This window comes from Kitasatospora sp. CM 4170 (assembly GCF_032110285.1).
Taxonomy (GTDB): Bacteria; Actinomycetota; Actinomycetes; order Streptomycetales; family Streptomycetaceae; genus Kitasatospora; species Kitasatospora aburaviensis.
This window is the reverse complement of the sequence record NZ_CP134877.1, coordinates 1155167-1178291: the sequence shown is the minus strand read 5'-3', so window position 1 is coordinate 1178291 and position 23125 is coordinate 1155167. Positions and strand designations below refer to the sequence as shown.

Annotated in this window: 15 protein-coding genes and 1 pseudogene; 9 read left to right on the top strand and 7 right to left on the bottom strand. The window is 73.5% G+C overall.

The window, feature by feature from the left end:
* Positions 1–97 precede the first annotated feature (97 nt).
* Positions 98–1690, bottom strand: coding sequence for a M4 family metallopeptidase (locus RMN57_RS05020; protein ID WP_313762149.1), 1593 nt, complete (start codon positions 1688–1690; stop codon positions 98–100).
* A 226-nt stretch (positions 1691–1916) separates the two neighbouring features.
* Between RMN57_RS05020 and RMN57_RS05015 the strand changes: the two genes are divergently transcribed.
* From RMN57_RS05015 to RMN57_RS05005, 3 genes are all read left to right on the top strand, one after another.
* On the top strand, positions 1917–2318 hold the full coding sequence (locus RMN57_RS05015; protein WP_313762148.1) for a GNAT family N-acetyltransferase: 402 nt from the start codon (positions 1917–1919) through the stop codon (positions 2316–2318).
* 68 nt (positions 2319–2386) lie between these two features.
* Positions 2387–2929 (top strand): GNAT family protein, encoded by a 543-nt coding sequence (locus tag RMN57_RS05010; protein ID WP_313762147.1) that lies wholly within the window; start codon positions 2387–2389, stop codon positions 2927–2929.
* A gap of 109 nt (positions 2930–3038) precedes the next feature.
* Positions 3039–4394: a hypothetical protein gene (locus tag RMN57_RS05005; protein WP_313762146.1), complete on the top strand. Its 1356-nt coding sequence runs from the start codon at positions 3039–3041 to the stop codon at positions 4392–4394.
* 106 nt (positions 4395–4500) lie between these two features.
* Here RMN57_RS05005 and RMN57_RS05000 read toward each other — a convergent pair whose 3' ends face one another.
* Positions 4501–6651 carry an amino acid adenylation domain-containing protein gene (locus RMN57_RS05000; protein ID WP_313762145.1) on the bottom strand — a complete coding sequence of 717 codons (2151 nt, stop codon included), beginning with the start codon at positions 6649–6651 and terminating at the stop codon, positions 4501–4503.
* 310 nt (positions 6652–6961) lie between these two features.
* Between RMN57_RS05000 and RMN57_RS04995 the strand changes: the two genes are divergently transcribed.
* From RMN57_RS04995 to RMN57_RS04970, 6 genes are all read left to right on the top strand, one after another.
* Entirely contained in the window at positions 6962–7801 is an 840-nt protein-coding gene (locus RMN57_RS04995) for an ATP-binding cassette domain-containing protein (protein ID WP_313762144.1), read from the top strand.
* Positions 7802–8262: 461 nt separating this feature from the next.
* Complete coding sequence (efeO, locus tag RMN57_RS04990) at positions 8263–9408, top strand: iron uptake system protein EfeO (RefSeq protein ID WP_313762143.1); 1146 nt, start codon at positions 8263–8265, stop codon at positions 9406–9408.
* Positions 9409–9519: 111 nt separating this feature from the next.
* Positions 9520–10857, top strand: coding sequence for an iron uptake transporter deferrochelatase/peroxidase subunit (gene efeB / locus RMN57_RS04985; protein ID WP_313762142.1), 1338 nt, complete (start codon positions 9520–9522; stop codon positions 10855–10857).
* 30 nt (positions 10858–10887) lie between these two features.
* Positions 10888–11739, top strand: a complete 852-nt coding sequence (efeU, locus tag RMN57_RS04980) for an iron uptake transporter permease EfeU (RefSeq protein ID WP_313762141.1) — start codon at positions 10888–10890, stop codon at positions 11737–11739.
* Positions 11740–11943: 204 nt separating this feature from the next.
* On the top strand, positions 11944–13536 hold the full coding sequence (locus tag RMN57_RS04975) for an IS1182 family transposase (protein ID WP_313762140.1): 1593 nt from the start codon (positions 11944–11946) through the stop codon (positions 13534–13536).
* A gap of 294 nt (positions 13537–13830) precedes the next feature.
* A complete protein-coding gene (locus RMN57_RS04970) occupies positions 13831–14478 on the top strand; it encodes an HNH endonuclease family protein (protein WP_313762139.1) in 648 nt (215 codons plus the stop codon).
* Between the two features lie 125 nt (positions 14479–14603).
* Here RMN57_RS04970 and RMN57_RS04965 read toward each other — a convergent pair whose 3' ends face one another.
* The 5 genes and pseudogenes from RMN57_RS04965 to RMN57_RS04945 all read right to left on the bottom strand — a co-directional run bounded on the left by RMN57_RS04965 (position 14604) and on the right by RMN57_RS04945 (position 22886).
* Positions 14604–17165 carry an ABC transporter permease gene (locus tag RMN57_RS04965; protein ID WP_313762138.1) on the bottom strand — a complete coding sequence of 854 codons (2562 nt, stop codon included), beginning with the start codon at positions 17163–17165 and terminating at the stop codon, positions 14604–14606.
* 47 nt (positions 17166–17212) lie between these two features.
* Positions 17213–17982: pseudogene (locus tag RMN57_RS04960) on the bottom strand (ABC transporter ATP-binding protein).
* Between the two features lie 315 nt (positions 17983–18297).
* Entirely contained in the window at positions 18298–20448 is a 2151-nt protein-coding gene (locus RMN57_RS04955; protein ID WP_313762137.1) for a restriction endonuclease, read from the bottom strand.
* A 342-nt stretch (positions 20449–20790) separates the two neighbouring features.
* Positions 20791–21468 (bottom strand): maleylpyruvate isomerase N-terminal domain-containing protein, encoded by a 678-nt coding sequence (locus tag RMN57_RS04950; protein WP_313762136.1) that lies wholly within the window; start codon positions 21466–21468, stop codon positions 20791–20793.
* Positions 21469–21635: 167 nt separating this feature from the next.
* The gene (locus tag RMN57_RS04945; RefSeq protein WP_313762135.1) at positions 21636–22886 is read right to left on the bottom strand and encodes an ALF repeat-containing protein; all 1251 of its coding nucleotides are present in this window, start codon (positions 22884–22886) and stop codon (positions 21636–21638) included.
* Positions 22887–23125: the final 239 nt, after the last annotated feature.

Sequence of the window (23125 nt, the reverse complement as noted above, 5' to 3'; positions counted from 1 at the left end):
GGGAGCCGCACGTCCCGCACGCGGTCGCGCGCACGACTGCGGCCCGCCGCAGGGGGGCGACGGGCCGCAGGGGGAGGAGCGGGTGCGGAGCGGGGGGTCAGGCGACCGAGACGGCGCTCCAGGCGGCCGCGACCGCCTTGTACTCGGTGCTGTTCAGGCCGTAGAGGTCCTTGGCGGCGTTCAGGGACGCGGTGCGGGCGCCCTTGTAGTCCGTGGTGGACGTCATGTAGACGGTCAGCGCGCGGTACCAGATCTTGGCGACCTTCTGGTTGCCGATGCCGGTCACCGTCGAGCCGTTGCAGGTCGGGCTGTTGTAGGTGAAGCCGTTGATGGTCCGGCTGCCGCTGCCCTCGCTGGCCAGGAAGAACCAGTGGTTGCCGACGCCCGAGGAGTTGTGCACGTCGAGCTGGCCGACCTTGCGGGTCCAGCAGTCGGCGGAGCGGCCGTCGAGCGAGGGCTTGTCCATCCGGCGCAGCCACGGCGGGGTGGACTGGTCGCTGAACAGGTAGTCCGGCTTGTCCACCGCGTTGTTGGCGTACCACTCGACCATGGTGCCGAAGATGTCGCTGGTGGCCTCGTTGAGGCCGCCGGACTCGCCGCTGTAGCGCAGGTTGGCGGTGGCGCTGGTGACGCCGTGGGTCATCTCGTGGCCCATGGTGTCGAGGTCGACCTGCTCGGGGTCGGTCACGCCGTCGCCGTCGCCGGTCATCATGCAGAAGCAGCTGTCCGACCACTGGGCGTTGTCCCAGTTGGTGCCGACGTGGACGAAGACCGTGGCGCCCTTGCCGTCGTTCTTGATGCCGTTCCGGCCGAAGGTGTTCTTGTAGTAGTCGTACGTCCAGGCGGTGTTGGCGTGGGCGTCGACGGCCGCCGTGGAGCGGTCGGTGGAGAACTTCCTGCCGTCGCCCCAGACGTTGTCGGCGTCGGTGACGACGGTGCCCGAGTTCGCGTTGAGCGAGTTGGACGAGACGTTGTGGGCGTCCTTGGTGATGGTCCCGCGCACCGGGTCGATCAGCGCGTAGCCGCCGGACTGCGCGGTGGTGTCGATGGTGACGTCGCCGGTGTACTCGGAGTGCCCGGTGCCGCTGGCCTGGTGCTCGGAGTCGTAGGTCTCGATCTGCTCGCCGGTGGTGGCGTCGGTGACGACGACCTTGCCGGCCGGCTGGCCGTGCTCGCCGACGCCGGCGACGGTGGTCTTCCAGGCGAGCCGGGGCGTGCCGTCGGCGGCCCAGACGACCAGCTCGGGCGAGCTGGTGGCGGAGCCGATGCTCGGCGCGGCCTGGAGCGCCTGACGCGCGCTCGCCTGCGCCGGGACCTTCGGGACGGTCGACTTCACGGCGGCGTCGTGGGCGGCCGCGCGGGTGGAGTCCTTGAGCCGGCCGTGGGCGTCCTGGTGCACCACCAGGTCGCCGCCGACGACGGGCAGGCCGAGGTAGGTGCGGTCGAAGCGGACGTGCTGGGTGCCGTCGGCGTCGACGACGACGTCCTTGACCTGGAGGTCCTGGCCGTCGCCGAAGCCGAACACGCCGGCGTTGTGGGCCACGTTGGCGCGGGCCTGGGCGATCGCCGCGTCACGGCCGGTGGGGGCGGCGTTCGCGGTGCCGGCCTGGAAGGTGGCGGCGACGAGGGCGGCGGTGGCCGCTATGGCTCCGGCCGCGAGGTGGCGGCGGTGAGAGGAGGTGGGGCTCACTCTGACTCCAGTCGGGGTAGCTGCAGGGAAAGAGCTGCGTCAGAGATTGACGGTGCGCTGCCAACCCCGGCTAGGTGCTGAGTCAGATCTTGACCATTTCGTGTCCTGTACTGATCAGGTCTGATCGGTTGTGAATGCTGACTGTGAAAGCGGCTGTTGAAGCAGTGAAAGCCGGTGTGAACGACGGTGTGAATGCTGTTGCGGCCGACCGTCCTAGGATCACGCCATGACGACCCGGTACACCTGGCGCGGTCCCTTCACCGACGACGAGCTCGACGCCCTGCACGCGGAGGGATTCGGCCACGCCGCCCAGGCCGTCGCCTGGCGCGCCCGACTGGAGCGGCACAGCCTCGGCTGGGTCTGCGCCCGCCCCGCCGACGGCGGCGCGCTGACCGGCTTCGTCAATGTCGCCTGGGACGGCGGCGGCCACGCCTTCCTCCTCGACACCGTGGTCGCCACCACGGCCCGCCGCACGGGCGTCGGCAGCCGCCTGGTCGCCGCCGCCGTCGACGGCGCCCGCGCCGCCGGCTGCGAATGGCTGCACGTCGACTTCGAACCCGACCTCCGGGCCTACTACCTCGACGCCTGCGGTTTCCGCAGCACCGACGCCGGCCTCTTCCGGCTCTGACCGGGCGGGAGACCCGGTCCGTCCGAATCGGGTTGCCGCCGACCGGTCGGGTCGGATAGGAAGCTCGCATGCTACGAGGCGAGAAGATCGGGCTGCGGGCCCGGCACGAGGAGGACGTCCCGATCCTGCGGGCCGAGCTCTACGACGACGTGGTCAACTCCTCGCGGGCCGAGAGCGCCCCGTGGCGGCCGATCGCGCCCGGCTCGAAGGACCCGCGGCTCGTGGTGGACGACACCGCACAGGGCCACGTCCCCTTCTCCGTGGTCGAGTTGGACGGCGGGACGCTGGTCGGCACCGCGACCCTGTGGGGCATCGACAACCACCACCGGTCCGCGCACATCGGGCTGGGGCTGCTGCCGTCCTGCCGCGGCAAGGGCTACGGCACCGACGTGGTCGCGGTGCTGTGCCACTACGGCTTCGTCGTGCGCGGCCTGCAGCGGCTGCAGATCGAGACGCTGGCGGACAACGTCGGGATGCTGCGCTCCGCCGAGCGCAACGGCTTCGTCCGCGAGGGCCTGCTGCGCTCCTCGGCCTGGGTGATGGGCGAGTTCCTGGACGAGGTGCTGCTCGGGCTCCTGGCCCGGGACTGGAAGCCGGAGCCGAAGGCCTGAGGCCTGCTGTCCGGGCTGCCCGGGGGCGCGCGTGGCCGGAGTCGGATCCGGTGCGGTGATCCTCCGGCTCCGGCCCCGCGGACGTCCCGTGGAGCCGTAGGCTCGCGGGATGGACGGATGGGTGGGGGCCTGGACGGGCGGGCGGCGGGCCGTGCACCTGGGGAACGTGGCCGACTTCAACGAGCAGTTCTTCGGCGCCGCCATGGACGACGCCCAGCGCGCGCGGCGGCTGCGCCAGGCGCACCACTACGCCTGCATGGCGACCTGCTACAGCCCCGAGCCCGCCCTGGTCGTGCTGCCGGCCGAGGTCGAACCGGCCTGGGTGGACTGGCTGGCACGGGAGTTGGAGTGGGAGCCCGTCGAGCTGTACGGCGGGGTCGCGCCGGACGGGACCCTGGCGCAGGCACTCGCCGCCCGACCGGCGCTGGCGGAACGGATCGCGGCGGGCGGCCGCCCGGTCCTGCCCTGGGGCCGCACCGCCGCCCAGGGGGAGGGGGCCGCACTGGCGGCGGTGCGGCGCTACGAGTCCAAGGCGGCCACGCACGCGCTCTTCGCCGAACTGGCCCCCGCCCACCCGGGAATCGCGGTGCCCCACCAGGAACAGCCCGCCACGCCGCGCCGTGCCGCCCGTCGGCTGACCGCCCGGGCGGTCCGGGGCCTGACCACGGTGGTGAAGAGCCCGCACGGCGTCGGCGGCTACGGGACCGCCGTGGTGACGCCGCAGGAGCTGTTCGCGGCCGGCGGCGGCCGTGCGCTGCTGCGCCGGCTGGCCCGCGCCGAGGTGCTCGCCGCGGACGGCGGACTGCTGCTGGAGGAGTACGTCGACGGCGGCCGGGCCGACCGCCTGCGCGACCTCACCTTCGACGCCGTGATCGGCGCGGACGGGCGCGTCCACCCCGTCGGGGTCGGCGAGATGGCCGTCGACGGCACCTGCTACCAGGGGGTGACGGTCGGTCCGGGCGTGGTACCTCCGGGCGTGGCGGCCACCGCCGAGCGGTTCGGGCTCGCGGTCGGCGAGCGCCTCGCCGCCGAGGGCCACCGGGGCTGGTTCGACGTCGACTTCGTCACCGACCGGGAGCGCCGGCTCGCGCCCACCGAGGCCAACCTGCGGCTCACCGGCCCGGCGGTCGCCTTCAACCTGCGCGCCCGGCTGGACCGGGTGCGCGGCCCCGGCCACCTGGTCCGCACGCTGGACGGCCTGCGGCTCGGCGCCCGGCTCTCCCAGGAGGCGCTGTACGACCACCTGGACCGGCTCCGGCCGCGCTGCGCCCGCCTCGGCGTCACGCTGCTGCCGCTGGTGGTGACGGCCGGTTACGAGCCGGAGCCGGTCGTCGGTCTGGCGCTCGCCGCCCGCTGCGCCGGGGCCGGCGGGTCGCCGGAGGCGCTGGAGGCGCTGGACGCCGCCGAGGCGCTGGTCGCCGCGGCGAACCAGGCGCTGGGCCGGATGTTCGCGGCGCTGCGCTGATCCGCGGGCGGGCCACCGGAACGGGCCAGCCGGCCGTCACGTCCGGCCAGCCGTCGCCTTCTGTCCGGTCGTCGCGTCCGCCCGGCCCGTCCCGTCCTGCCGACCGTCACTTCCGCCCGGTGGGCGGGCGCCAGACCAGGAAGCGGACCACGATCGCGGCCGCGACCATCAGCGCGATGTTGAACACCGAGACCAGGAGTGCCTGCCGCTGCCAGTCCGTCGGCGAGCTGGTCCGGTACAGGTTGTCCTGCGGCCACCAGGAGGCCAGCAGCCAGAACACCGAGACGTGCGCGGCGACGGAGAGCCCGAGCGGCCGGCCGAGCCGGGCGATGGCCCGGGCACCCGCCAGGAGCCAGGCCACCCCCAGGCCGAACGAGACCCACTCGAAGAGATACAGGACGCGGAACCAGCCGGCGTAGGGGCCGGGCACCGCCGAGACGTCCGTGGAGCCCGGCCAGAGGCCGTGGGTGAGCAGCCAGGCGAGCAGGGCGACCGGCAGGGCCACCACGAGCCATCCGCAGCCGGAGATCGGGACGTCCTCGTCCGACCTCCCGGTGCCGGCCTTGCCACCGCCCCGGCCGGCCTTGCCGCCGAGCCGACCGGCCTTGCCGCCCGTCGGCGCGGAACCGCCCATCGACGCCGCGAAGGAGAAGTAGTCGCGCGGGGCCGGCAGCGGCAGGGCGGTGCGGTCCAGCTTCCCGGCCCGGGTGCGGGGGAGCGCGGGCAGGGCCACGACGGCGGCGGGCGCCTCCCCGGCCGGCAGCTCCTCGGCCAGCAGGGCGGAGAGCGACCAGGCGTCCGGCTCCCCGGCGCCGGGTGCCGTCACCGCGTAGCCCACCAGGGCGCGCCGCCCCGGGTCCGGTTCGACCTCGGCGACGGCGGCCTCCCGCACCGCCGGGTGGGAGCGCAGCAGCCCCTCGGCGCGCGCGGCCTCCGTGACCCGCCGGAGCACGCCCGCGGCCCGGACGCGCTCGGTCGGGCCGACCACGCCTTCGGCGCGCGCGGTGAACTCCAGCACGCCGTCCTCGCGGATCCGCCCGAGGTCCCCGGTCAGCAGGACCCGCATGTCCGGGTCGAACGCCGCGGGTACGAAACGCCGCTCCGTCTCCTCCGGCCGGTTGACGTAGCCCCGGCCCAGGCCCGGGCCGGCGACGGCGATCTCGCCGACCTCCCCGGGCGCCGCCGGGGAACCCTCCGGGCCGAGGACGTACACCCGCGCACCGGGGAAGGGCCGGCCGACCAGCGAGACCCGCTCGCTGCCCTCGCCGCCCGTCGCGCCGGCCGCGTCGAAGTAGGTGCTGTCGACGGACGCCTCGGCCAGCCCGTAGACGTTGAGCACCCGGGTGCCCGCGCCGAGCAGCCGCTGCAGGCCCAGTTGCTCGTCCAGGTACCACTTCTCCGCGCCGACCGTGACCAGCCGCACGCCCGGCAGGGACCCTCCGGCGGCCGCCAGGTGGTCGTACAGGCGGCGCGCCGTACGGACGTTGAGCTCCAGGACGGTGATCCGCTCGGCGGCCACCAGGGCGGGCAGGTCGGCGATGTCGGCGGTGCGGTCGAGGGTGAGGTTGCGCGGCGTGACCACCAGGGTGGCGCCGGTGCAGAGTGCGCGTATCCAGTCGGCGGTGAAGACGTCGAACTCCAGGCTCGCCGTCTGGAGGATCCGGTCGGCGGTGCGCAGCCCGTACACCTCGCGCCAGCCCCGGTGGGCGGCCAGCAGGTTGCGGTGCTCGATCAGCGCGCCCCGGGGCAGGCCGGTCGAGCCGGAGGTGAAGAAGAGGCAGGCGAGGTCGTCCGGCCCGGTGGCGACCGGCGGCGGACCGGCAGGCATTGCCGCGATCTGCTCCGCCGCCGAGTCCGGGCAGACCACCGCGCGCCCGCCGGTGTCCGTCAGCCGCACCCGGTGCGCCTCCTCGGTCACCACCAGCACCGGGTCGGCGTCCGCCAGCACGTGGCGCAGCAGCGCGTCGGGTGCGCCCGGCTCCAGCGGGACGTACGCGCCGCCCGCCTTCAGCACGGCGAGCAGGGCGACGAACACCTCGGTGCCCCGGCCGAGCGCCACGGCCGCCCGGCCGCCCGGCTCAAGGCCCTGCGCGACCAGGTGGCGGGCCAGCCGGTCCGCCCGCTCGTCCAGTTCACCGTACGTCAGCTCCCGGGTGCCGCACCGGACGGCGACCGCCCCCGGTGACTGCCGGGCCTGTTCCTCGAACCGCCCGTGCAGTGTTCCGCCCCGCCCCGCCGGTTCCGCGTCCCACCCCATCCGTCCATCCCCCTTCGTACCGTGCTTCCCTCCGATCCTGCCGCCAACTGCCCTCCGGCGACAGGGGCGTACGGCGTACCCGGCCGTTCGCGCCCCCACCGGTCCGCGCGGCCGCCGATCGGGCCGCTGCCGATCGGCCGCCACCGCACGGGGCCCCACCGGCCGGCGTCCACGCCTCGGACCGCACCGGCCGCCGCCCCGTCGACGGTTGTACTCTGCACGCGGAGGACCGGCGCCGGCCCGTCCGGTGCGGCGTCGCCCCAGGCCCTGACCCCCTGCCCGGCGCCAAGCCCCCGGAGGACCACCCGCCATGAGTACGTCCGACCCGCTGCCGACCGACCCGCTGCCCACGGGCCCGCTGCTGCGCACCCGTGACGTCGAGGTGGTCCGGAACGGGCGCCACCTGCTGCGCGGGATCACGCTGGCGATCGAGCCCGGCGAGCACTGGGCGCTGCTGGGCCCCAACGGGGCCGGCAAGTCGACCCTGCTCGGCCTGCTCGGCGCGGTCTCCCACCCGACCCGCGGCGAGGTGGACGTGCTCGGCCGCCGGCTGGGCCGGGTCGACATCCGCGAGCTGCGCGCCCACCTCGGCCACGTCAACCCGCGCCATCCGCTGCGCTCGCCGCTGACCGTGCGCGAGGTGGTGCTGACCGGCCTCGCCAACACCATCGAGCCCGATCTGTACCGCAAGCCCGGCCCGGAGGCCGTCGAGCGGGCCGAGCGCCTGATCGAGACCCTCGGCATGACGGCGGTCGCCGAATCGCTGTGGCCCACGCTCTCCCAGGGCGAGCGCGGCCGCGCGCTGATCGCCCGCGCCCTGATGCCCAGCCCGCGCCTGCTGCTGATGGACGAGCCGGCCACCGGGCTCGACCTGACCGCCCGCGAGCTGCTGCTGGACAGCCTGGACCTGCTGCGCCACCAGCACCCGGAGCTGGCCAGCGTGCTGGTGACGCACCACCTGGAGGAGCTGCCGGAGAGCACCACCCACGCGCTGTTGCTGCGCGAGGGGGAGTGCGTGGCCGCCGGGCCGGTGGACGAGGTGATGACCACCGAGCTGATCAGCGCCTGCTTCGATCACCCGATCCGGATCAGCCGGCACGAGGGGCGCTGGACCGCGCGTACGGCCGCCCGGCGCGTGCCGGGGGCGTGAGCGGACGGCCGCGGGCGCCTCGGAGCGCCCACGCGCCCGGCGCGGCGGTCGTACGCAGGGGCTCGTGGACGGGCTCGCGCGCGGGTGTCGCGCGGCGGGTCGCACGGGGGCGCGTGCAGGGGCGCGCTTAGGGGAGCGGGCGGGCGGTCGCGCGGGACGCCTTCGCAGCCGAGTCGAGCCGAGCCGAGGGGCGGGGTGGAGGGGTGGCCGGAGGGGCAGGTGAGGCGCCCCCGCCGTTCGGCGGGGGTGGTTGGCCGAAAATCGTCGGTGGGCTGACGACTCCCCGCTGCCAAGGCGGCCTCCACCAGCATCGATCGAAGTCGGACCCCGGTGTAGACGGCGAAATCGGATGTCCCTAAGGTATGCCTTAGCTAAGTGGGTGGGGGCGCCGGAACGGCTTCGGTTCCCGCAGCCACCCTCAGCCCTGCCCTGGTACACCCTGCCCTTCCGTTGGAGCCCGCATGTCCGCCCGTCGTTCCACCGCAGCCACGCTGCTCACCCTCGCTGTGGCGACCGCCGCGCTGGCCGGCTGCTCGCAGAAGAAGGACGACAAGGCCTCCTCCGACGCCGTGAAGGTGAACGCCACCGACACCGCCTGCGAGGTCTCGAAGACCAGCTTCCCGGCCGGCCACGTCGTCCTCGACATCACCAACAAGGGCTCGAAGACCACCGAGGTCTACGTCTACGCCGCCGGCGACAAGATCGTCACCGAGCGCGAGAACATCGGCCCCGGCACCAAGGCGACCATCAACGCCGAGATCAAGGCCGGCTCCTACGAGATCGCCTGCAAGCCGGGCATGGTCGGCGACGGCATCCGCCAGAAGATCACCGTGACCGGCGACGCCTCGGCCGCGGCCGCCCCGGCCGACCCGCGTCTGACCGCCGCCGTCGACGCCTACCGCAAGTACGCGCAGGAGCAGGCCGACCTGACCATCCCGGCCGTCGAGGCGTTCGCCGCCGCGATCAAGGCCGGCGACGTCGAGAAGGCCAAGTCGCTCTACGCCCCGTCGCGCACCGGCTGGGAGCGCACCGAGCCGGTCGCCGAGAGCTTCGGCGACATCGACCCCAAGACCGACACCCGCGAGGACGGCCTGGAGGCCGGCCAGGAGTGGACCGGCTGGCACAAGCTGGAGAAGTCGCTCTTCGCCGACGCCAAGATCGGTGACGACGAGAAGAAGCTGGCCGACCAGCTGGTCACCGACCTCAAGGACTGGCAGAAGAAGATCCCCGAGGCCGAGATCACCGCGACCAGCATGGCCAACGGCGCCAAGGAGCTGCTGGACGAGGTCGCCACCGGCAAGATCACCGGTGAGGAGGACCGCTACAGCCACACCGACCTCGCCGACTTCGCCGCCAACGTCGAGGGTGCGAGGAAGGCGTACGAGCTGCTGAAGCCGGTCGCCTCCGAGAAGGACGCCGAGCTGGCCAAGACGCTGGACTCGGAGTTCGCCGCCACCGAGGCGCTGCTCGCCAAGTACAAGCAGGCCGACGGTACCTACACCTCCTACGACAAGGTCGCCGACGCCGAGCGCAAGACCTTCTCCGACGCGGTGAACGCGCTGGGCGAGCCGCTGTCGAAGCTGGCCGCCGCCGTCGTCGTCAAGTAGCACCGACCGCGACACCCCGGCACCGAGTACCACCCCACCCACACCGCCGTGGCGGCCCCCAGTGGCCGCCACGGCACCCGTGAGACAGCACAGAGAAGGGCCCGCCCGCCGATGGACGCCGAGAACGAGCAGCAGAACGGGACGCCGGCCGGTACCGACGCCACCGCCACCGCGGCCGTCGCCGCCGAGCAGGACGGCTCCGGCCGCAGCGCGGTCAGCCGCCGCGCCGTGATCGGCTGGGCCGGTGCCGGGGTCGCCCTCGGTGCCGCCGGCGTCGGCTCGGTCGCCGCCGCCACCCGGCAGGACGACCCGGCCCCCGCGCCGGCCGCCGCCGTCGGCGGGGACGTCCCCTTCTACGGGGACCACCAGTCCGGCATCTCCACCCCGGTCCAGGACCGGCTGCACTTCGCCTCCTTCGACGTCTCCGCCACCGCGACCCGCGAGTCGCTGGTGAAGATGCTCAAGGAGTGGACGAAGGCGGCCGCCGCGATGACCGGCGGCCGCGAGGTCGGCAGCGGCGCCGCCAGCGGCCTGCCCGAGGCGCCGCCGGACGACACCGGCGAGGCCCTCGGCCTGCCCGCCTCCCGGCTCACCCTCACGATCGGCTTCGGCCCGACCCTGTTCGAGAAGGACGGCGTCGACCGCTTCGGCCTCAAGGCCCGCCGCCCCGAGGCCCTGATCGACCTGCCGAAGTTCAAGGGCGACAACCTCGACCCGCAGCGCACCGGCGGCGACCTCTGCGTCCAGGCCTGCGCCGACGACCCGCAGGTCGCCGTGCACGCGATCCGCAACCTGGCCCGCATCGGCATGGGCACGGTGAACATCCGCTGGTCGCAGCTGGGCTTCGGCAAGACCTCCTCCACCACCCCGGACGCCCAGACGCCGCGCAACATGATGGGCTTCAAGGACGGCACCCACAACATCGCGGGCACCGACACCGAGAAGCTCGGCGAGCACGTCTGGGTCGCCCCGGGCGAGGGCCCGGACTGGATGACCGGCGGCTCGTACCTGGTCGCCCGCCGGATCCGGATGCACATCGAGACCTGGGACCGCACTCCGCTCAAGGAGCAGGAGGACATCTTCGGCCGCACCAAGGGCGAGGGCGCGCCGTACGGCAAGGCCAAGGAGCACGACACCCCGGACCTCAAGGCGATGCCCGAGGACTCGCACGTGCGGCTGGCCCACCCGGACAGCAACAACGGCCTGATGATCCTGCGCCGCGGCTTCTCCTTCACCGACGGCACGGACGGCCTCGGCCGCCTGGACGCCGGCCTGTTCTTCCTCGCCTACCAGCGCGACAGCCGCAAGGCGTTCGTCCCGCTGCAGCAGCGCCTCGCCGCCAGCGACGCGCTCAACGAGTACATCCAGCACGTCGGCTCCGCCCACTTCGCCTGCCCGCCCGGTGTCCGCAAGCCCGGTGAGTGGTGGGGCCAGGCCCTCTTCGGCTGATCCCGTCCGCACAACCCCGAGGAGAGTGCCGTGTTCGGCAACTACCTGATCGGCCTGCGCGAGGGCCTCGAAGCCAGCCTCGTCGTCTGCATCCTGATCGCCTACCTGGTCAAGACCGGCCGGCGGGACAAGCTGGCGCCGGTCTGGGCCGGCATCGGCTCGGCGGTCGGGCTCAGCATGGCCTTCGGCGCCGTGCTGCAGTTCGGCTCCTCGCAGCTGACCTTCGAGGCGCAGGAGGCGCTCGGCGGCTCGCTGTCGATCATCGCCGTGGGCCTGGTCACCTGGATGGTCTTCTGGATGCGCCGCACCGCCCGGCACCTGAAGGCCGAGCTGCACGGCAAGCTGGACGCGGCCCTGGCCATGGGCACGACGGCGCTGGTGGTCACGTCCTTCCTGGCGGTGGGCCGCGAGGGCCTGGAGACGGCGCTGTTCATCTGGTCGGCCGTCCAGGCCACCAACGACGGCTACAACCCGATCATCGGCGCGGTGCTCGGCCTGCTCACCTCGGTGGTGCTCGGCTGGCTGTTCTACCGCGGCGCGCTGAAGATCAACCTGGCCAAGTTCTTCACCTGGACCGGCGCCATGCTGGTCGTCGTCGCGGCCGGCGTGCTGGCCTACGGCGTGCACGACCTGCAGGAGGCCGGCTGGCTCGGCGGCCTGCACGACGGGGCCTTCGACATCAGCAGCACCATCCCGAAGGACAGTTGGTACGGCACCCTGCTGAAGGGCGTCTTCAACTTCCAGCCGGACCCGACCGTGCTCCAGCTGGCGGTCTGGGGGGCCTACCTGGTGCCGACCCTGGCGATCTTCCTGGGCCTGTTCGGCGGCAAGCCGGCCAAGCCGGTCGCGCCGAAGGCTGGCTCCGCCAAGTCGGCCGCCTGAGGCCCCCGGAGGCCTCTCCCCCGCTCTCCCACCGCCCCGCCCGGCACCACGCCGACACTGTTGGCGAAGTCGTCGGGTAAGACGAATAACCCCCGGTTCGGCCACCTCGTTAGGTGGTCGGACCGGGGGTTTCGTGTCGTTGGGGAGGGTTCGGTGCTGGTTCACGCTGCAGGTGTTGGCGAGGTACCCAAGGAGACCGAGCGGGTGGCCAGGGCTGCGTTCCCGAAGGGGAGCCTGGCGATGCGGATGCGCGACGAGCTCGGTGGCTTCGTGGCGGACGCGCATTTCGGAGACCTCTACCCGACATGTGGACGCCCGGCGCTCTCGCCCGCGGCACTGGCTCTGGTGTCCGTGCTGCAGTTCGCCGAGGGGCTGTCGGACCGGCAGGCCGCCGACGCGGTGCGGGGACGCATCGACTGGAAGTACGCCCTCAACCTGGAGCTGACAGACCCGGGCTTCGACTACTCCGTGCTGAGCGAGTTCCGCGACCGCCTGGTCGCCGGGCAGGCGGAAGAGCTGATCATGGAGGCCCTGCTGGAGCGCTGCCACCTGGTCGGCCTGCTGAAGAGCGGCGGCCGGCAACGAACTGACTCGACCCATGTGCGTTCAGCGGCAAGGGAGCTGAACCGGCTGGAACTCGCCGCCGAGGCGATGCGGTGCACACTCAACGCACTGGCGATCGCGGCCCCCGACTGGCTCTCCGCTCACATCGACCAGGACTGGATCGACCGGTACGGGCCCCGGGTCGAGGACTACCGACACCCGAAGGGGAAGCAGGCCAGGATCGACCTCGCCGCATCCATCGGCGAGGACGGCGTCGCCCTTCTCCAGGCGGTCTTCGCCACCCCTGAACACGACTGGCTGCGCAGGCTTCCGGCGGTCGAGACTATGCGCCAGCTGTGGATCCAGCAGTACCAGGTCGTCGACGGTGCCGTCCGGTGGCGGCGTTCGCACGACCTGCCGCCCGGCAAGACCAGGCTGACGACCCCGCACGACACCGAGGCGCGCTGCGGCGTGAAGCGGGAGACCGTCTGGCACGGGTACAAGGCCCATCTGACGGAGACCTGCGAGCCGGACGCCCCTCACCTGATCACCCAGGTCCTGACGACCGTGGGCTCGGTGAGCGACATCGACACGACAGCGGTCATCCATGCCCGGCTGGACGAACGCCGGTTACTACCCGACACCCACATCGTGGACGCCGGCTACGTGGACGTCCACTTGATCACGACTTCCGAGCGTGACCACGGAGTCGAGCTGCTCGGGCCCGTGGCGAGCAGCACCGTCTGGCAGGCGGGTGCCGGAGGCTTCGCGCTGGAGGACTTCACCATCGACTGGGAGAAGCACCAGGCGACCTGCCCGCAAGACCGTATCGCCACTTCCTGGCGCCCGGACCGTTCACAGGCCGGTGTGCCCGTCGTCCGGGTCACGTTCCGGTCGAGCGACTGCAAGCCGTGCCCGGTCCGGGACCAGTGCACGACCTCAGCCGTAGGCCGGCGCCTGACGCTGAGGCCCGAGCTGGAGCACCGCACCCTGCAGAAGGCGAGGGCCGACCAGCGGACCGCCGAGTGGCGGCAACGCTACGCAGCCAGGCAGGGCGTCGAAGGGACGATCTCCCAAGCTGTCCGAAGCTTCGGGTTGCGTCGGGCGCGATACCGCGGTCTGGCCAAGACGCGGTTGCAGCATCAGCTGGCCGCCGCCGCGATCAACCTCGCGCGCCTCAGCGCATGGGTGATCGACCACCCGCTGGCCGCCACTCGGCACCCTCCACTGATGCAGCTCCGCCTCGCCGCGTAGAGCGACGAGGCGGATTCGCCAACAGTGTCGGCACCACGCCGGGCGGGGCGGTTTCGTGTCCGGCCTGCGGAGCCGCGCGTCCGGCCGCCGTGGGCCTGGGTGTTCGGCGCCGCGGAACCGTCCGTTCGCCGTCGTGGAACCGTACGTTCCGCCCTCGTGGGCGACTTGACGGTCACTCAAGTGTTCACCTCCAGGGTCTACCCGCGTAAACCGATCCAGGGCATGCTGGTTGGCGGCCCGGGCCGCTCCGCCCGGTGGCTTCCGCATGCCCTCACACCATCCTGGAGTCCCCGCATGTCCGCGATACGCACGCCCCGCCGTGCCCTGGCGGCCGCCTTCGGCGCCCTGCTGCTCGCCCTCACCGCCCTGCTCGCCGGCGCCGGAAGCGCCGCGGCCGCGCTGCCCACCCCGGTCTCGGCCGCCACCGCCCGCTCCTACCTGGCCTCGATCGAGGTGGCCGCGGAATCCCACGACAGCACCTACGACCGGACGTTGTTCCCGCACTGGATCACCATCTCCGGCACGTGCAACACCCGCGAGACCGTCCTCAAGCGCGACGGCAGCGGCGTGGTGACCGACTCCGGTTGCGCCTCCGTCAGCGGCAACTGGACGTCCGTCTACGACAACGTCACCACCACCAACTCCTCGTCCTTCGACATCGACCACCTGGTGCCGCTGGCCGAGGCCTGGCGCTCCGGCGCCTGGGCCTGGACCACCGACCAGCGCAAGGCGTTCGCCAACGACCTGACCCGCCCGCAGCTGATCGCCGTGTCCGCGAGCTCCAACCGCAGCAAGGGCGACCAGGACCCGTCGACCTGGCTCCCGCAGGCGTCCTACCAGTGCACCTACGCCCGCGCCTGGGTGCAGGTGAAGTACTACTACGGCCTCTCCGTGGACAGCGCCGAGAAGAGCGCCCTCAGCTCGATCCTCAACGGCTGCTGAGGAAACGTTCCTGCAGGAAATGCCCGTGCCGGAGTCCGACGACTCCCCGGCACCCCGCAAAGCCGGAGCCCCGGCCGGTACCCGTTCCGGCCGGGGCTCCTCCGCGTCCGTGCGGGACCTTGGGGTCAGCTGCTCTTGATGGCGTCCAGGATGTCCGTGCGGGCGGCCCGGTGGGCCGGCCAGACGGCGGCCAGCAGGCCGATCAGCGCGGCGGCGACCAGGAAGCCGGCGATCTGCACCGGCGGCACCACCATCGTCATGTCCTTGAACGCGTCGGCGAGCGTCCGGGTGCCGGCCCAGGCGGTGACGACGCCGAGCAGCACGCCGACCAGGCCGCCGAACAGGGCGATCAGCAGGGACTCCAGCCGGACCATCCGGCCGATGCCGCGCCGGTCCAGGCCGATCGCCCGGAGCATGCCGATCTCCCGGCGGCGCTCGAACACCGACATCGCCATGGTGTTGACCACGCCGAGGACGGCGATCACCACGGACATGCCGAGCAGCCCGTACATCATGTTCAGCACGGCGGTCACCATCTGCCGGTTCTCCGCCTTGATGTCCTTCTCGCCCTTGACGGCGATCAGCGGGTTGCCGCCGGTGGCGTCGCGCAGCGCCTGCTTGAGCTTGGCGTCCTCGCCGTGGGCGCCCTTGACCAGCACCTTGTCCAGGCCGGTGCCGGGCGCGGCGTGCGGGCCGACGACGGAGTCCGGGGCCGTGAGCCCGGAGAGCTCGGTGTTCTGCTCGACCAGGGCGCCGACGGTCAGGGTGCCGCGGGTGCCGTCGGGGTAGGTGACGTCGAGGGTCGAGCCCACCTTGAGGTGGTTCCGCTCGGCGTAGCCCGTGGTGGCGAGCAGCTTGCCCTGCTTGAGCGCGTCGGCCGCGCCCTCCGTGACCTTCACGGTGACCAACTGGTCGAAGGTGGCGGCGTCCACCGCGCGGAGCCACGAGGTGTCGCCGTCGGCGACGGCCTTGACCGGGAGGGTCCGCATCACGGTCGCCGCGGTGACCCCGGGGGTCTTGGCGATCTGCGGGCCGACCTCGGGGGAGAGCATGGAGAAGTTCTCCATGGCCACGGTGTAGTCGGCCTTGCGGTCGCTCGCGGTGGCCTTGTCGACGGCCTTGTTCACCGAGGCGCCGACCACGGTGAGCGCGGTGATCAGGGTGACGCCGATGGTGAGCGCGGACGCGGTGGCGGCGGTGCGGCGCGGGTTGCGGACGGCGTTCTCGCGGGCGAGCCGGCCGGGCGTGCCGAACAGCCGGCGCAGGACCGGGGCGAACAGGGCGATCAGCGGCCGGGACAGCAGCGGGGTGAGCACGAAGACGCCGATCAGCAGGGTGCCCGCGCCGAGGCCGACCAGCTTGGCCTCCTTGCCCGCGGCACCGGCCAGCAGGCCGGCCGCACCGGCGGCGGAGAACAGCAGGCCGATGACGTTCCGGATCAGCAGCGACTTCTGGGTGGCGGGCTGCTCCACCGAGCTCATCGCCGCGACCGGGGCGATCCGGGAGGCGCGGCGGGCGGGCAGCCAGGCGGCCAGCACGGTGACCGCGACGCCGACGCCGACCGACCAGATCACCGTGGACGGGCCGATCACCAGCGGGCCGTCCGGCAGGTTGGCCTCCAGCGGCCCGTTGAGCAGGGCGCGCAGGCCGGTCGCGATGCCGATGCCGGCGAGCAGACCGCCGAGGGAGGCGGTGAGGCCGACCAGCAGCGCCTCGACCAGCACCGAGCGGGTGATCTGCTTGCGGCTGGCGCCGACGGCGCGCAGCAGGGCCAGCTCCCTGGTGCGCTGGGCGACCAGCATGGTGAAGGTGTTGGCGATGATGAAGATGCCGACGAAGAGCGCGATGCCGGCGAAGCCCAGCAGGGCGGTGGAGAGCCACTTGGTGCCCTCCTGGATCATCCGGTCCTGCTCCGCGGCCAGTTCGCGGCCGGTCTGGGCGTCAAAGGCGTCGGGCTCCGGGAAGGTCTTCTTGACTGCGGCGAGCAGTGCGGTGTCGTCGGCGCCGGGCTTGCCCTTGACGTCGACCTCGGCGTACCGGCCCGGGCTCAGGTAGAGCTGCTGGGCGGTGGCGGTGTCGAACGCGGCCAGCGAACCGCCGGAGACCACCCGCGGGTCGTTGGTGTGCACGGTGCCGGTGAGCTTGAGCTCCATGACCGGGCCGTTGACGGCCACCCGGACGGTGTCGCCGACCTTGTAGCCGCCCTTCTCGGCGGTCCTGGCGTCGAGCGCGACCTCGCCGGAGTTGCGCGGCCCGCGGCCGTCGACCAGCGGGTAGCGCGGGTCGGTGCCGTCGGCGCCGGGCACGTAGTTGGTACCGGTGGTGGAGAAGCCGTCGCCGATCAGCGCGCCCTTCCGGTCGGCGATGCCGGCGAAGCCGCTGACCACGCCGCGGGCGTCGGCGGCGCCGGGGAGGGCGGCGATCGACTTGAGGATCGCGTCGGTGAGGACGGGGCCGTCGTCCGCCGTGCCGCCGTGGTCGTACCCCTTGCTGACGGCACTGCGGTCGCTGACGGTGACGGCGATGTCGGTGTAGCTCTTGGCGCTCTGCGAGCGGAGCGCGTTGCCGAGCGTGTCGGTGAAGACGAGGGTGCCGGCGACGAAGGCGGTGCCGAGGAGGACGGCGAGCGTCGTCATCAGGAGTCGGCCCTTGTGGGCGAGCACGTTGCGCAGTGCGGTGCGATACATGGGGTGTCCTGTGGTCTGCGGAGGGGCGGGCTGCTGCTGGTGGAGCGTCAGCTCGTCCGGCCCTTGGCGTCGAAGCGGCGCATGCGGTCCAGGACGGTGTCGGCGGTGGGGTGGGTGAGTTCGTCGACGATGCGGCCGTCGGCGAGGAAGACGACGCGGTCGGCGTAGGCGGCGGCGACGGGGTCGTGGGTGACCATGACGACGGTCTGGCCGAGTTCGCGGACGGAGTTGCGGAGGAAGGAGAGGATCTCGGCGCCGGAGCGGGAGTCGAGGTTGCCGGTGGGTTCGTCGGCGAAGACGATGTCGGGCTTGCCGGCGAGGGCGCGGGCGCAGGCGACGCGCTGCTGCTGACCGCCGGAGAGCTGGCTGGGGCGGTGGCTGAGGCGGCCGGAGAGGCCGACGGTGTCGACGACGCGGTCGAGCCAACCTTGTCGGCCTTGCGGCCGGCGATGTCCATCGGGAGGGTGATGTTCTCCAGGGCGGTGAGGGTGGGGAGGAGGTTGAAGGCCTGGAAGATGAAGCCGATGTGGTCGCGGCGCAGCTGGGTGAGCTGCTTGTCCTTGAGGCCGACGAGTTCGGTGTCGCCGATGGTGGAGGAGCCGGAGGAGACGGTGTCGAGGCCGGCCATGCAGTGCATGAGGGTGGACTTGCCGGAGCCGGAGGGGCCCATGATGGCGGTGAACTCGCCCTGGGCGAAGGCCACGGTGACGTTGTCGAGGGCGACGACGCGGGTCTCCCCCTCCCCGTAGACCTTGTTCAGGCCGGTGGCGCGGGCGGCCGCCCGGCCGGTGCGGACGGCGGTTGCGGGCATCGTCACGGGGAAACTCCTGCGGGGACGGATTCGGATGATCGGGTTCCGTTCAATCCTCCCAATCCGCGCAGGTCGGAAGTGTCGCCCAGGGGTACGGAGGCCCCCCGCCGTCCCGGCGGGACGGCGGGGAGCGCTCTCCTCCTCAGGTATGACACCGGCCCTGAGGCCACCGGGCCGGCGAGGTCGTCGGCCCTGAGGCCCGTTGACCCCCGAGGTCCGTCGGCCTCCGAGGCCCATCGACGGTCACCGGCCCCGCGCCGCGGCCGGACCCCGCGCCGCGGCCGGGCCCTGCCGTGCGGCCTCCGGGCCCCGGCCTCCCGGTTACTCGACCGCGACGCCCCACCGCACCGCGAGGCCGGCCAGCCCGCCCGCCACCGCCTTCCCGGACGGAGTGAACGTCCAGGAGCCGCCCCGCCGTTGGAAGGAGCCGACCAGCATCGCGGTCTCCGGCATGCCGCCCGTCGCGGCCGCCCAGCGCTCGGGCCCGGCGGTGTGCGGGCCGTACGAGCCGGTCATGGCCAGCCCGTGCACGTAGCCGAGCGGCAGGGCGGGCGGCTCCTCCTCCTCGGTCGAGACCGCGACCACCACCTCGTCCGCCCCGGCCGGCAGCCGCTCCGGATCCAGCGTCAGCTCCGCGGCCCGGACCGGCTCGCCGGGCACCGAGCGGGTGGGGTGGAGGCGCACGGCGCCGTCCGGGTCCTGCGGGTTGTTGAAGAACACGAAGTGCTCGTCGCCGACCACCCGCCCGCTCGCGCAGACGAAGGCGGAGACGTCCAGCTCCACCGCGTCCCCGCCGGCCGTCCGGCTCTGCCAGGACAGCCGCACGGTGGTGGCCGGCTCCGCCGCCTCGGCGGCGCCGCCTGCCGCGGGGGCCCGCCGGGGAGCCGCGGAGCCCCCGCCGCCGAGCCGCCCGCGCAGGCCCTGCTCCGCCAGCAGCTCGACCAGCTCCGGTCCGCTGACCAGCGTCAGCGGCTTGTTGCGGATGTACTCGTAGGAGCCCGGCCCGAAACCGGCCGTGGTGACCAGGATGCCCTTGATGGCGCCGTGGTGGCGCACCGTCGAGTCCAGGTCGCGGACGGCGGTGGGGGAGACCGTCGAGCGGTACCGCTTGGCCTGGATGACGATCCGTCCGCCGGTCACCGGATCGAGGTCCTCCGCGACCACGTCCACCCCGGCGTCGCCGCTGCGGGCGGTGGTCATCACCCGGAACCCGCGCAGTCGGAACAGCTCGGCGATCAGCTCCTCGAACTCGATCGGGTCCATCTCGAAGAGGTCCGGCTCCTCCTCGCCGCCCTGCCCGGCCACACTGCCGCCGACCGTCTCCGGCAGCCGGTCCGGCCGCACCTCGTCCAGCCGCTCCGGTCGCGCCGACAGCTTGCCGCCGAGCCCCTGGAAGCACTCCACGGCCGCCACCCGGTCCAGCGCCAGCCCGGCGAACTCGGCCCGGTCCACGGTCACCGTGGACAGGAACCGCTCCGCCTCCCGGCCGGTCGCCGGGTCGATCCCGCGGACGAAGCCGTTCAGCACCACCGAGGCCAGCAGCCCGTCGCCGTCCGCCCGGAACAGCTCGGTCACCACCCGCAGCGCGCTCTGCGCCAGCACCTCCTTGTAGAGCGCCTTGCGCTCGGTGGCCGGGCGGGCCACCTCGGCCTCCCGGTCGTCCGCCTTCACGTACCGCACCCGTGCGCTCGACGGCACCACGTCCGCGCCCGGCAGCTCCCAGTTGACCACCAGCTGGCGGGTCGAGGCCTCCCAGGCGGCGACCAGCCGGTGCGGGAAGCCTTCCGGCCAGCCCGCCGAGCCGTACAGCACGGCGCTGAAGTACTCCTGCACCGCCTCCGCCTCGCCGGCCCGCAGCCGGTGCAGCAACTCCCGGGTGCCGGCGGCCCGTTCCTCGTCCTGCCGGCGGTGCTGGGCCACCCACTCCAGGTACTGGCCGTGGTACTCGGCCAGCCGGCGCTGCCGGTCCGCCTCGGCGGCCTGCGCCGCGTACCAGTCCTGCTCGAACCGGGCCCGGGCCTGCGCCACGTACTGCTCGTACTGCTGCCACACCCCCGGGTTGCGCGCCTGCACCGGGTCCGGCGGCGGCACCTGGTAGCGCGCCTGGTCCGGCATCGGCACCGGCTCCCCGAGCCGGCCCGGCTCGAACGGCGGCAGCGTGCGCGGCGCCAGCAGCGCCTGCGGGCTGAACGCCGGCCGGCCCAGCCCGGCGGCCAGCAGCCCGCGCAACTCCTCCACCCGGCCGTCCAGTTCGGCCGTCCGCCGGGCCGCCTCGGCCTCCCGCGCCTGCTGGTACGCCCGCAGCGCCTCGCGCTCGCCCCGGGCCGCCGCCCGCTGGGCCTCGCGGGCCTCCCGCTCGCGGCGCCGTTCCTCGGCCGCCTCGGCGCGCCAGCGGGCCTCCTCCCGGCGCTGCTGCTGCCGCTGCGCCTCCGCCCAGACCGCCAGCACCCCGTCGTTCCGCCGCCCCGCCACCGTCCACCCCTTCGCTCCGCACCCGACCGGCGCGGCGCCGGCCTCCCGGCCGCGCCACCCACCGCGCCCGCCACAATAGAACGTGGACGGGCGAACCGGCGAAGCGCCCTGTGACCTGCGGCGGCGTCAGCAGCGGGCCGCCGTCGGCCGGGCGTGCGGATCACCACCGTGCCGGCCGACCCCCGGCCGCGAAGGCGTGGAAGGCCCGCGGTGCCGCGTCGAGGCCGGGCTTCCGAGCGACCGGCGGTCGCAGCCCGTGCGCCGAGGCCGCGTCCAGCGCCGCGTTGCCGGTCGGGGCGGGGCGACACGCCGATGCCGCTCGGGCCCATGCGCGACGGGCCGCTACGCGGTCGGGCGGACGTCCGCGTGCCACCGCCAGCCGGTGCGGCGCGGACGACCGGGCAGCTCGACGCGACCGGTGGCCCAGAGCAGGGTCTGCCAGGGGCCGGCGGCGTCGGGGGCGACGTCCGGGAAGAGCCGCGCGAGGGTGCGGTGACAGGGGCCGGCCGGGGGCTGCCACGGCAGGCCGAGCCCCTCGGCGACGTCGTGTAGGTGCACCAGCGTCTCCACCAGGCTCATCGCGGTGAACCCGGCCGGGTCGGCGAGGCCCCAGGGATGGTAGGCGCGCACCTCCGGCGCGGTGGTGCGCGCCATCGCCACCATCAGGGCCCCGCTCGCCTCCAGGACCTGGATCAGCCCCGCCGGGCCGCTGTCGCGGTCGGCGTAGACGAAGCTGGGGGGCCCGCCCGGAGTCCGGGGCTCCGACAGGAAGGGCACGTAGCGGTCGAGCGGTGGTGCGGCCGGGCCGAGTTGGGCCGCGTAGGCGACCAGGTCGTCGGCCAGGTGCTCGACGGTGGCCCAGCAGTCCCAGCCGAGCGTGCCGGCGGGCCGGGACCAGTCGGCGTCGGCGGGCGCGCCGTGCAGGGTCTCGGCGGCGAGGCGCAGGACGAGCGCGAGGTCGTCGGGGGTGGGGGCGGGGGCGTCGGAGCCGGGGGCCGCCCCGGGAGTGGTATCGGTCACCCTGTGACCGTAGCCGTTGCGTCCGGCCGTTCCGATGCCCCCGGGGGGATTCCTGCGACGTCGAAAGGCCTGCTGCCGGCCGGGCTGCTCGCCGAGGTGCTGCTGGCCGGACGCGGCGGCGCCCCGGCCGGTGGGGCCGGGGCGCCGTGGGGTGTTGTGTCGGGGTGTCAGCTCTCGGTGGTGCGGCGGCGGCTGATGGCGATCAGTGCGGCGCCGGCGGTGACGGCTGCGGCGGCGCCGCCGGCCTCCCAGTCGAGGCCGTCGTTGGCGCCGGTGGCGGCGAGTTGGCCGGTGGTGGCGGTGACGGTGGTGGTGCCGACGGTGGTGCCGGTGGTGACCGGGGCGGGGTTGGTGACCGGGTTGGAGGCGGCGGTGACGACGGCGGCGGTCTGTGCGGTCGTGGTGCCGGTCGCTGCCTGCCCGGCGGTGGTGCTCTGGGCCTGGGTCTGCGGCTTGGCCGTCTTCTCCTGCGCGGGCTTGGCGGCGGCCGCGGCGGCCTCGTCCTCGGCACGGGCCGTGTACTGGCCCTCCTTCAGGAAGTACAGGATGTCCCCGTAGGTCCCGTTGAACGCCTTGTCGGCGGCCTTGCGGACGGCGGGGCCGCCGGCCTCGCCGATCTGGGCCGCCTTGACGCGGTTGTCGTCCTGCCGCTGCTTCTCCAGCTCCACCTGGAGGAAGTGGCGGAAGTCGGCTGCGGTGCCCTTGAGGGCCTTCTCGGCCGTCTCGCGGACGCCGGGGCCGGTCTCCTTGTCGGCGAGGATCCGCTCGATCTCGGCGCGGTCCTGGTCCTCGGCGCGGGCGATGTACTGGCCCTCCTTCAGGAAGTACAGGATGTCCGCGTAGGTCCCCCTGAGGGCCTTGCCGGCGGCCTTCTCGACGGCAGGGCCGCCGGTGGAGGCGATCCGGGCGGTCAGGACGCGGTTGTCCTCCTGCCGCTCCCTCTCCAGCTCCACCGTCAGGAAGTGGCGCATGTCCGCGGCGGTGCCCTTGAGGGCCTTCTCGGCAGCTTCGCGGACGCCGGGGCTGGTCTCCTTGTCGGCGAGGATGCGCTCGATCTCGGCGCGGTCCTGGTCCTCGGCGCGGGCGGTGTACTGGCCCTCCTTGAGGAAGGCCTCGCTCTCCGCATAGGTGCCCATGAGAGCCTTCTCGGCCGCCTCGGTGACGGCCGGGCCGGCGCCGTTGAGGATCCGCACGATGAGGACCCGGTTGTCGGAGTGACGTGCAGACTCCAGTTCCACTTCGAGGAAGTGGCGCAGGTCGGCTGCGGTGCCCTTGAGGGCCTTCTCGGCGGCCGCGCGGACGCGGGGGCCGGTCTCCTTGTCGGCGAGGATGCGCTCGATCTCGGCGCGGTCGCTCTTCTCCTGGGCGGTGCCGTGGTCGTCGGCGGTGTCGGACGCGGTGTCAGGGCCGGGTGACACCGGCGGGCTGCGGGTTGTCGGCGGCGGAGGCCGGCGACTGGAGCAGAACGGGCGCCAGCACGGCAGCGGCGAGGACCGCCGAGACCTTGGGCAGCTTCATGCGAGTGGACCTGCTTCGTGTGGAGCGATCGTGAACGCGGGTCAGCATAGATCGTTTTCCATGCTTGTCACACCGACATTTCCTCGCGGCAGCGGGCCCGGTGGACACGATCCTTCCCGGCGACTGCGCACGCGTCGGC

Bases quoted from the DNA above. Each gene is read 5' to 3' on its own strand.
- RMN57_RS05015 (WP_313762148.1), top strand. From the start codon at position 1,917: ATGACGACCCGGTACACCTGGCGCGGTCCCTTCACCGACGACGAGCTC.
- RMN57_RS05010 (WP_313762147.1), top strand. From the start codon at position 2,387: ATGCTACGAGGCGAGAAGATCGGGCTGCGGGCCCGGCACGAGGAGGAC.
- RMN57_RS05005 (WP_313762146.1), top strand. From the start codon at position 3,039: ATGGACGGATGGGTGGGGGCCTGGACGGGCGGGCGGCGGGCCGTGCAC.
- RMN57_RS05000 (WP_313762145.1), bottom strand. From the start codon at position 6,651: ATGGGGTGGGACGCGGAACCGGCGGGGCGGGGCGGAACACTGCACGGG.
- RMN57_RS04995 (WP_313762144.1), top strand. From the start codon at position 6,962: ATGAGTACGTCCGACCCGCTGCCGACCGACCCGCTGCCCACGGGCCCG.
- efeO (WP_313762143.1), top strand. From the start codon at position 8,263: ATGTCCGCCCGTCGTTCCACCGCAGCCACGCTGCTCACCCTCGCTGTG.
- efeB (WP_313762142.1), top strand. From the start codon at position 9,520: ATGGACGCCGAGAACGAGCAGCAGAACGGGACGCCGGCCGGTACCGAC.
- RMN57_RS04970 (WP_313762139.1), top strand. From the start codon at position 13,831: ATGTCCGCGATACGCACGCCCCGCCGTGCCCTGGCGGCCGCCTTCGGC.
- RMN57_RS04965 (WP_313762138.1), bottom strand. From the start codon at position 17,165: ATGTATCGCACCGCACTGCGCAACGTGCTCGCCCACAAGGGCCGACTC.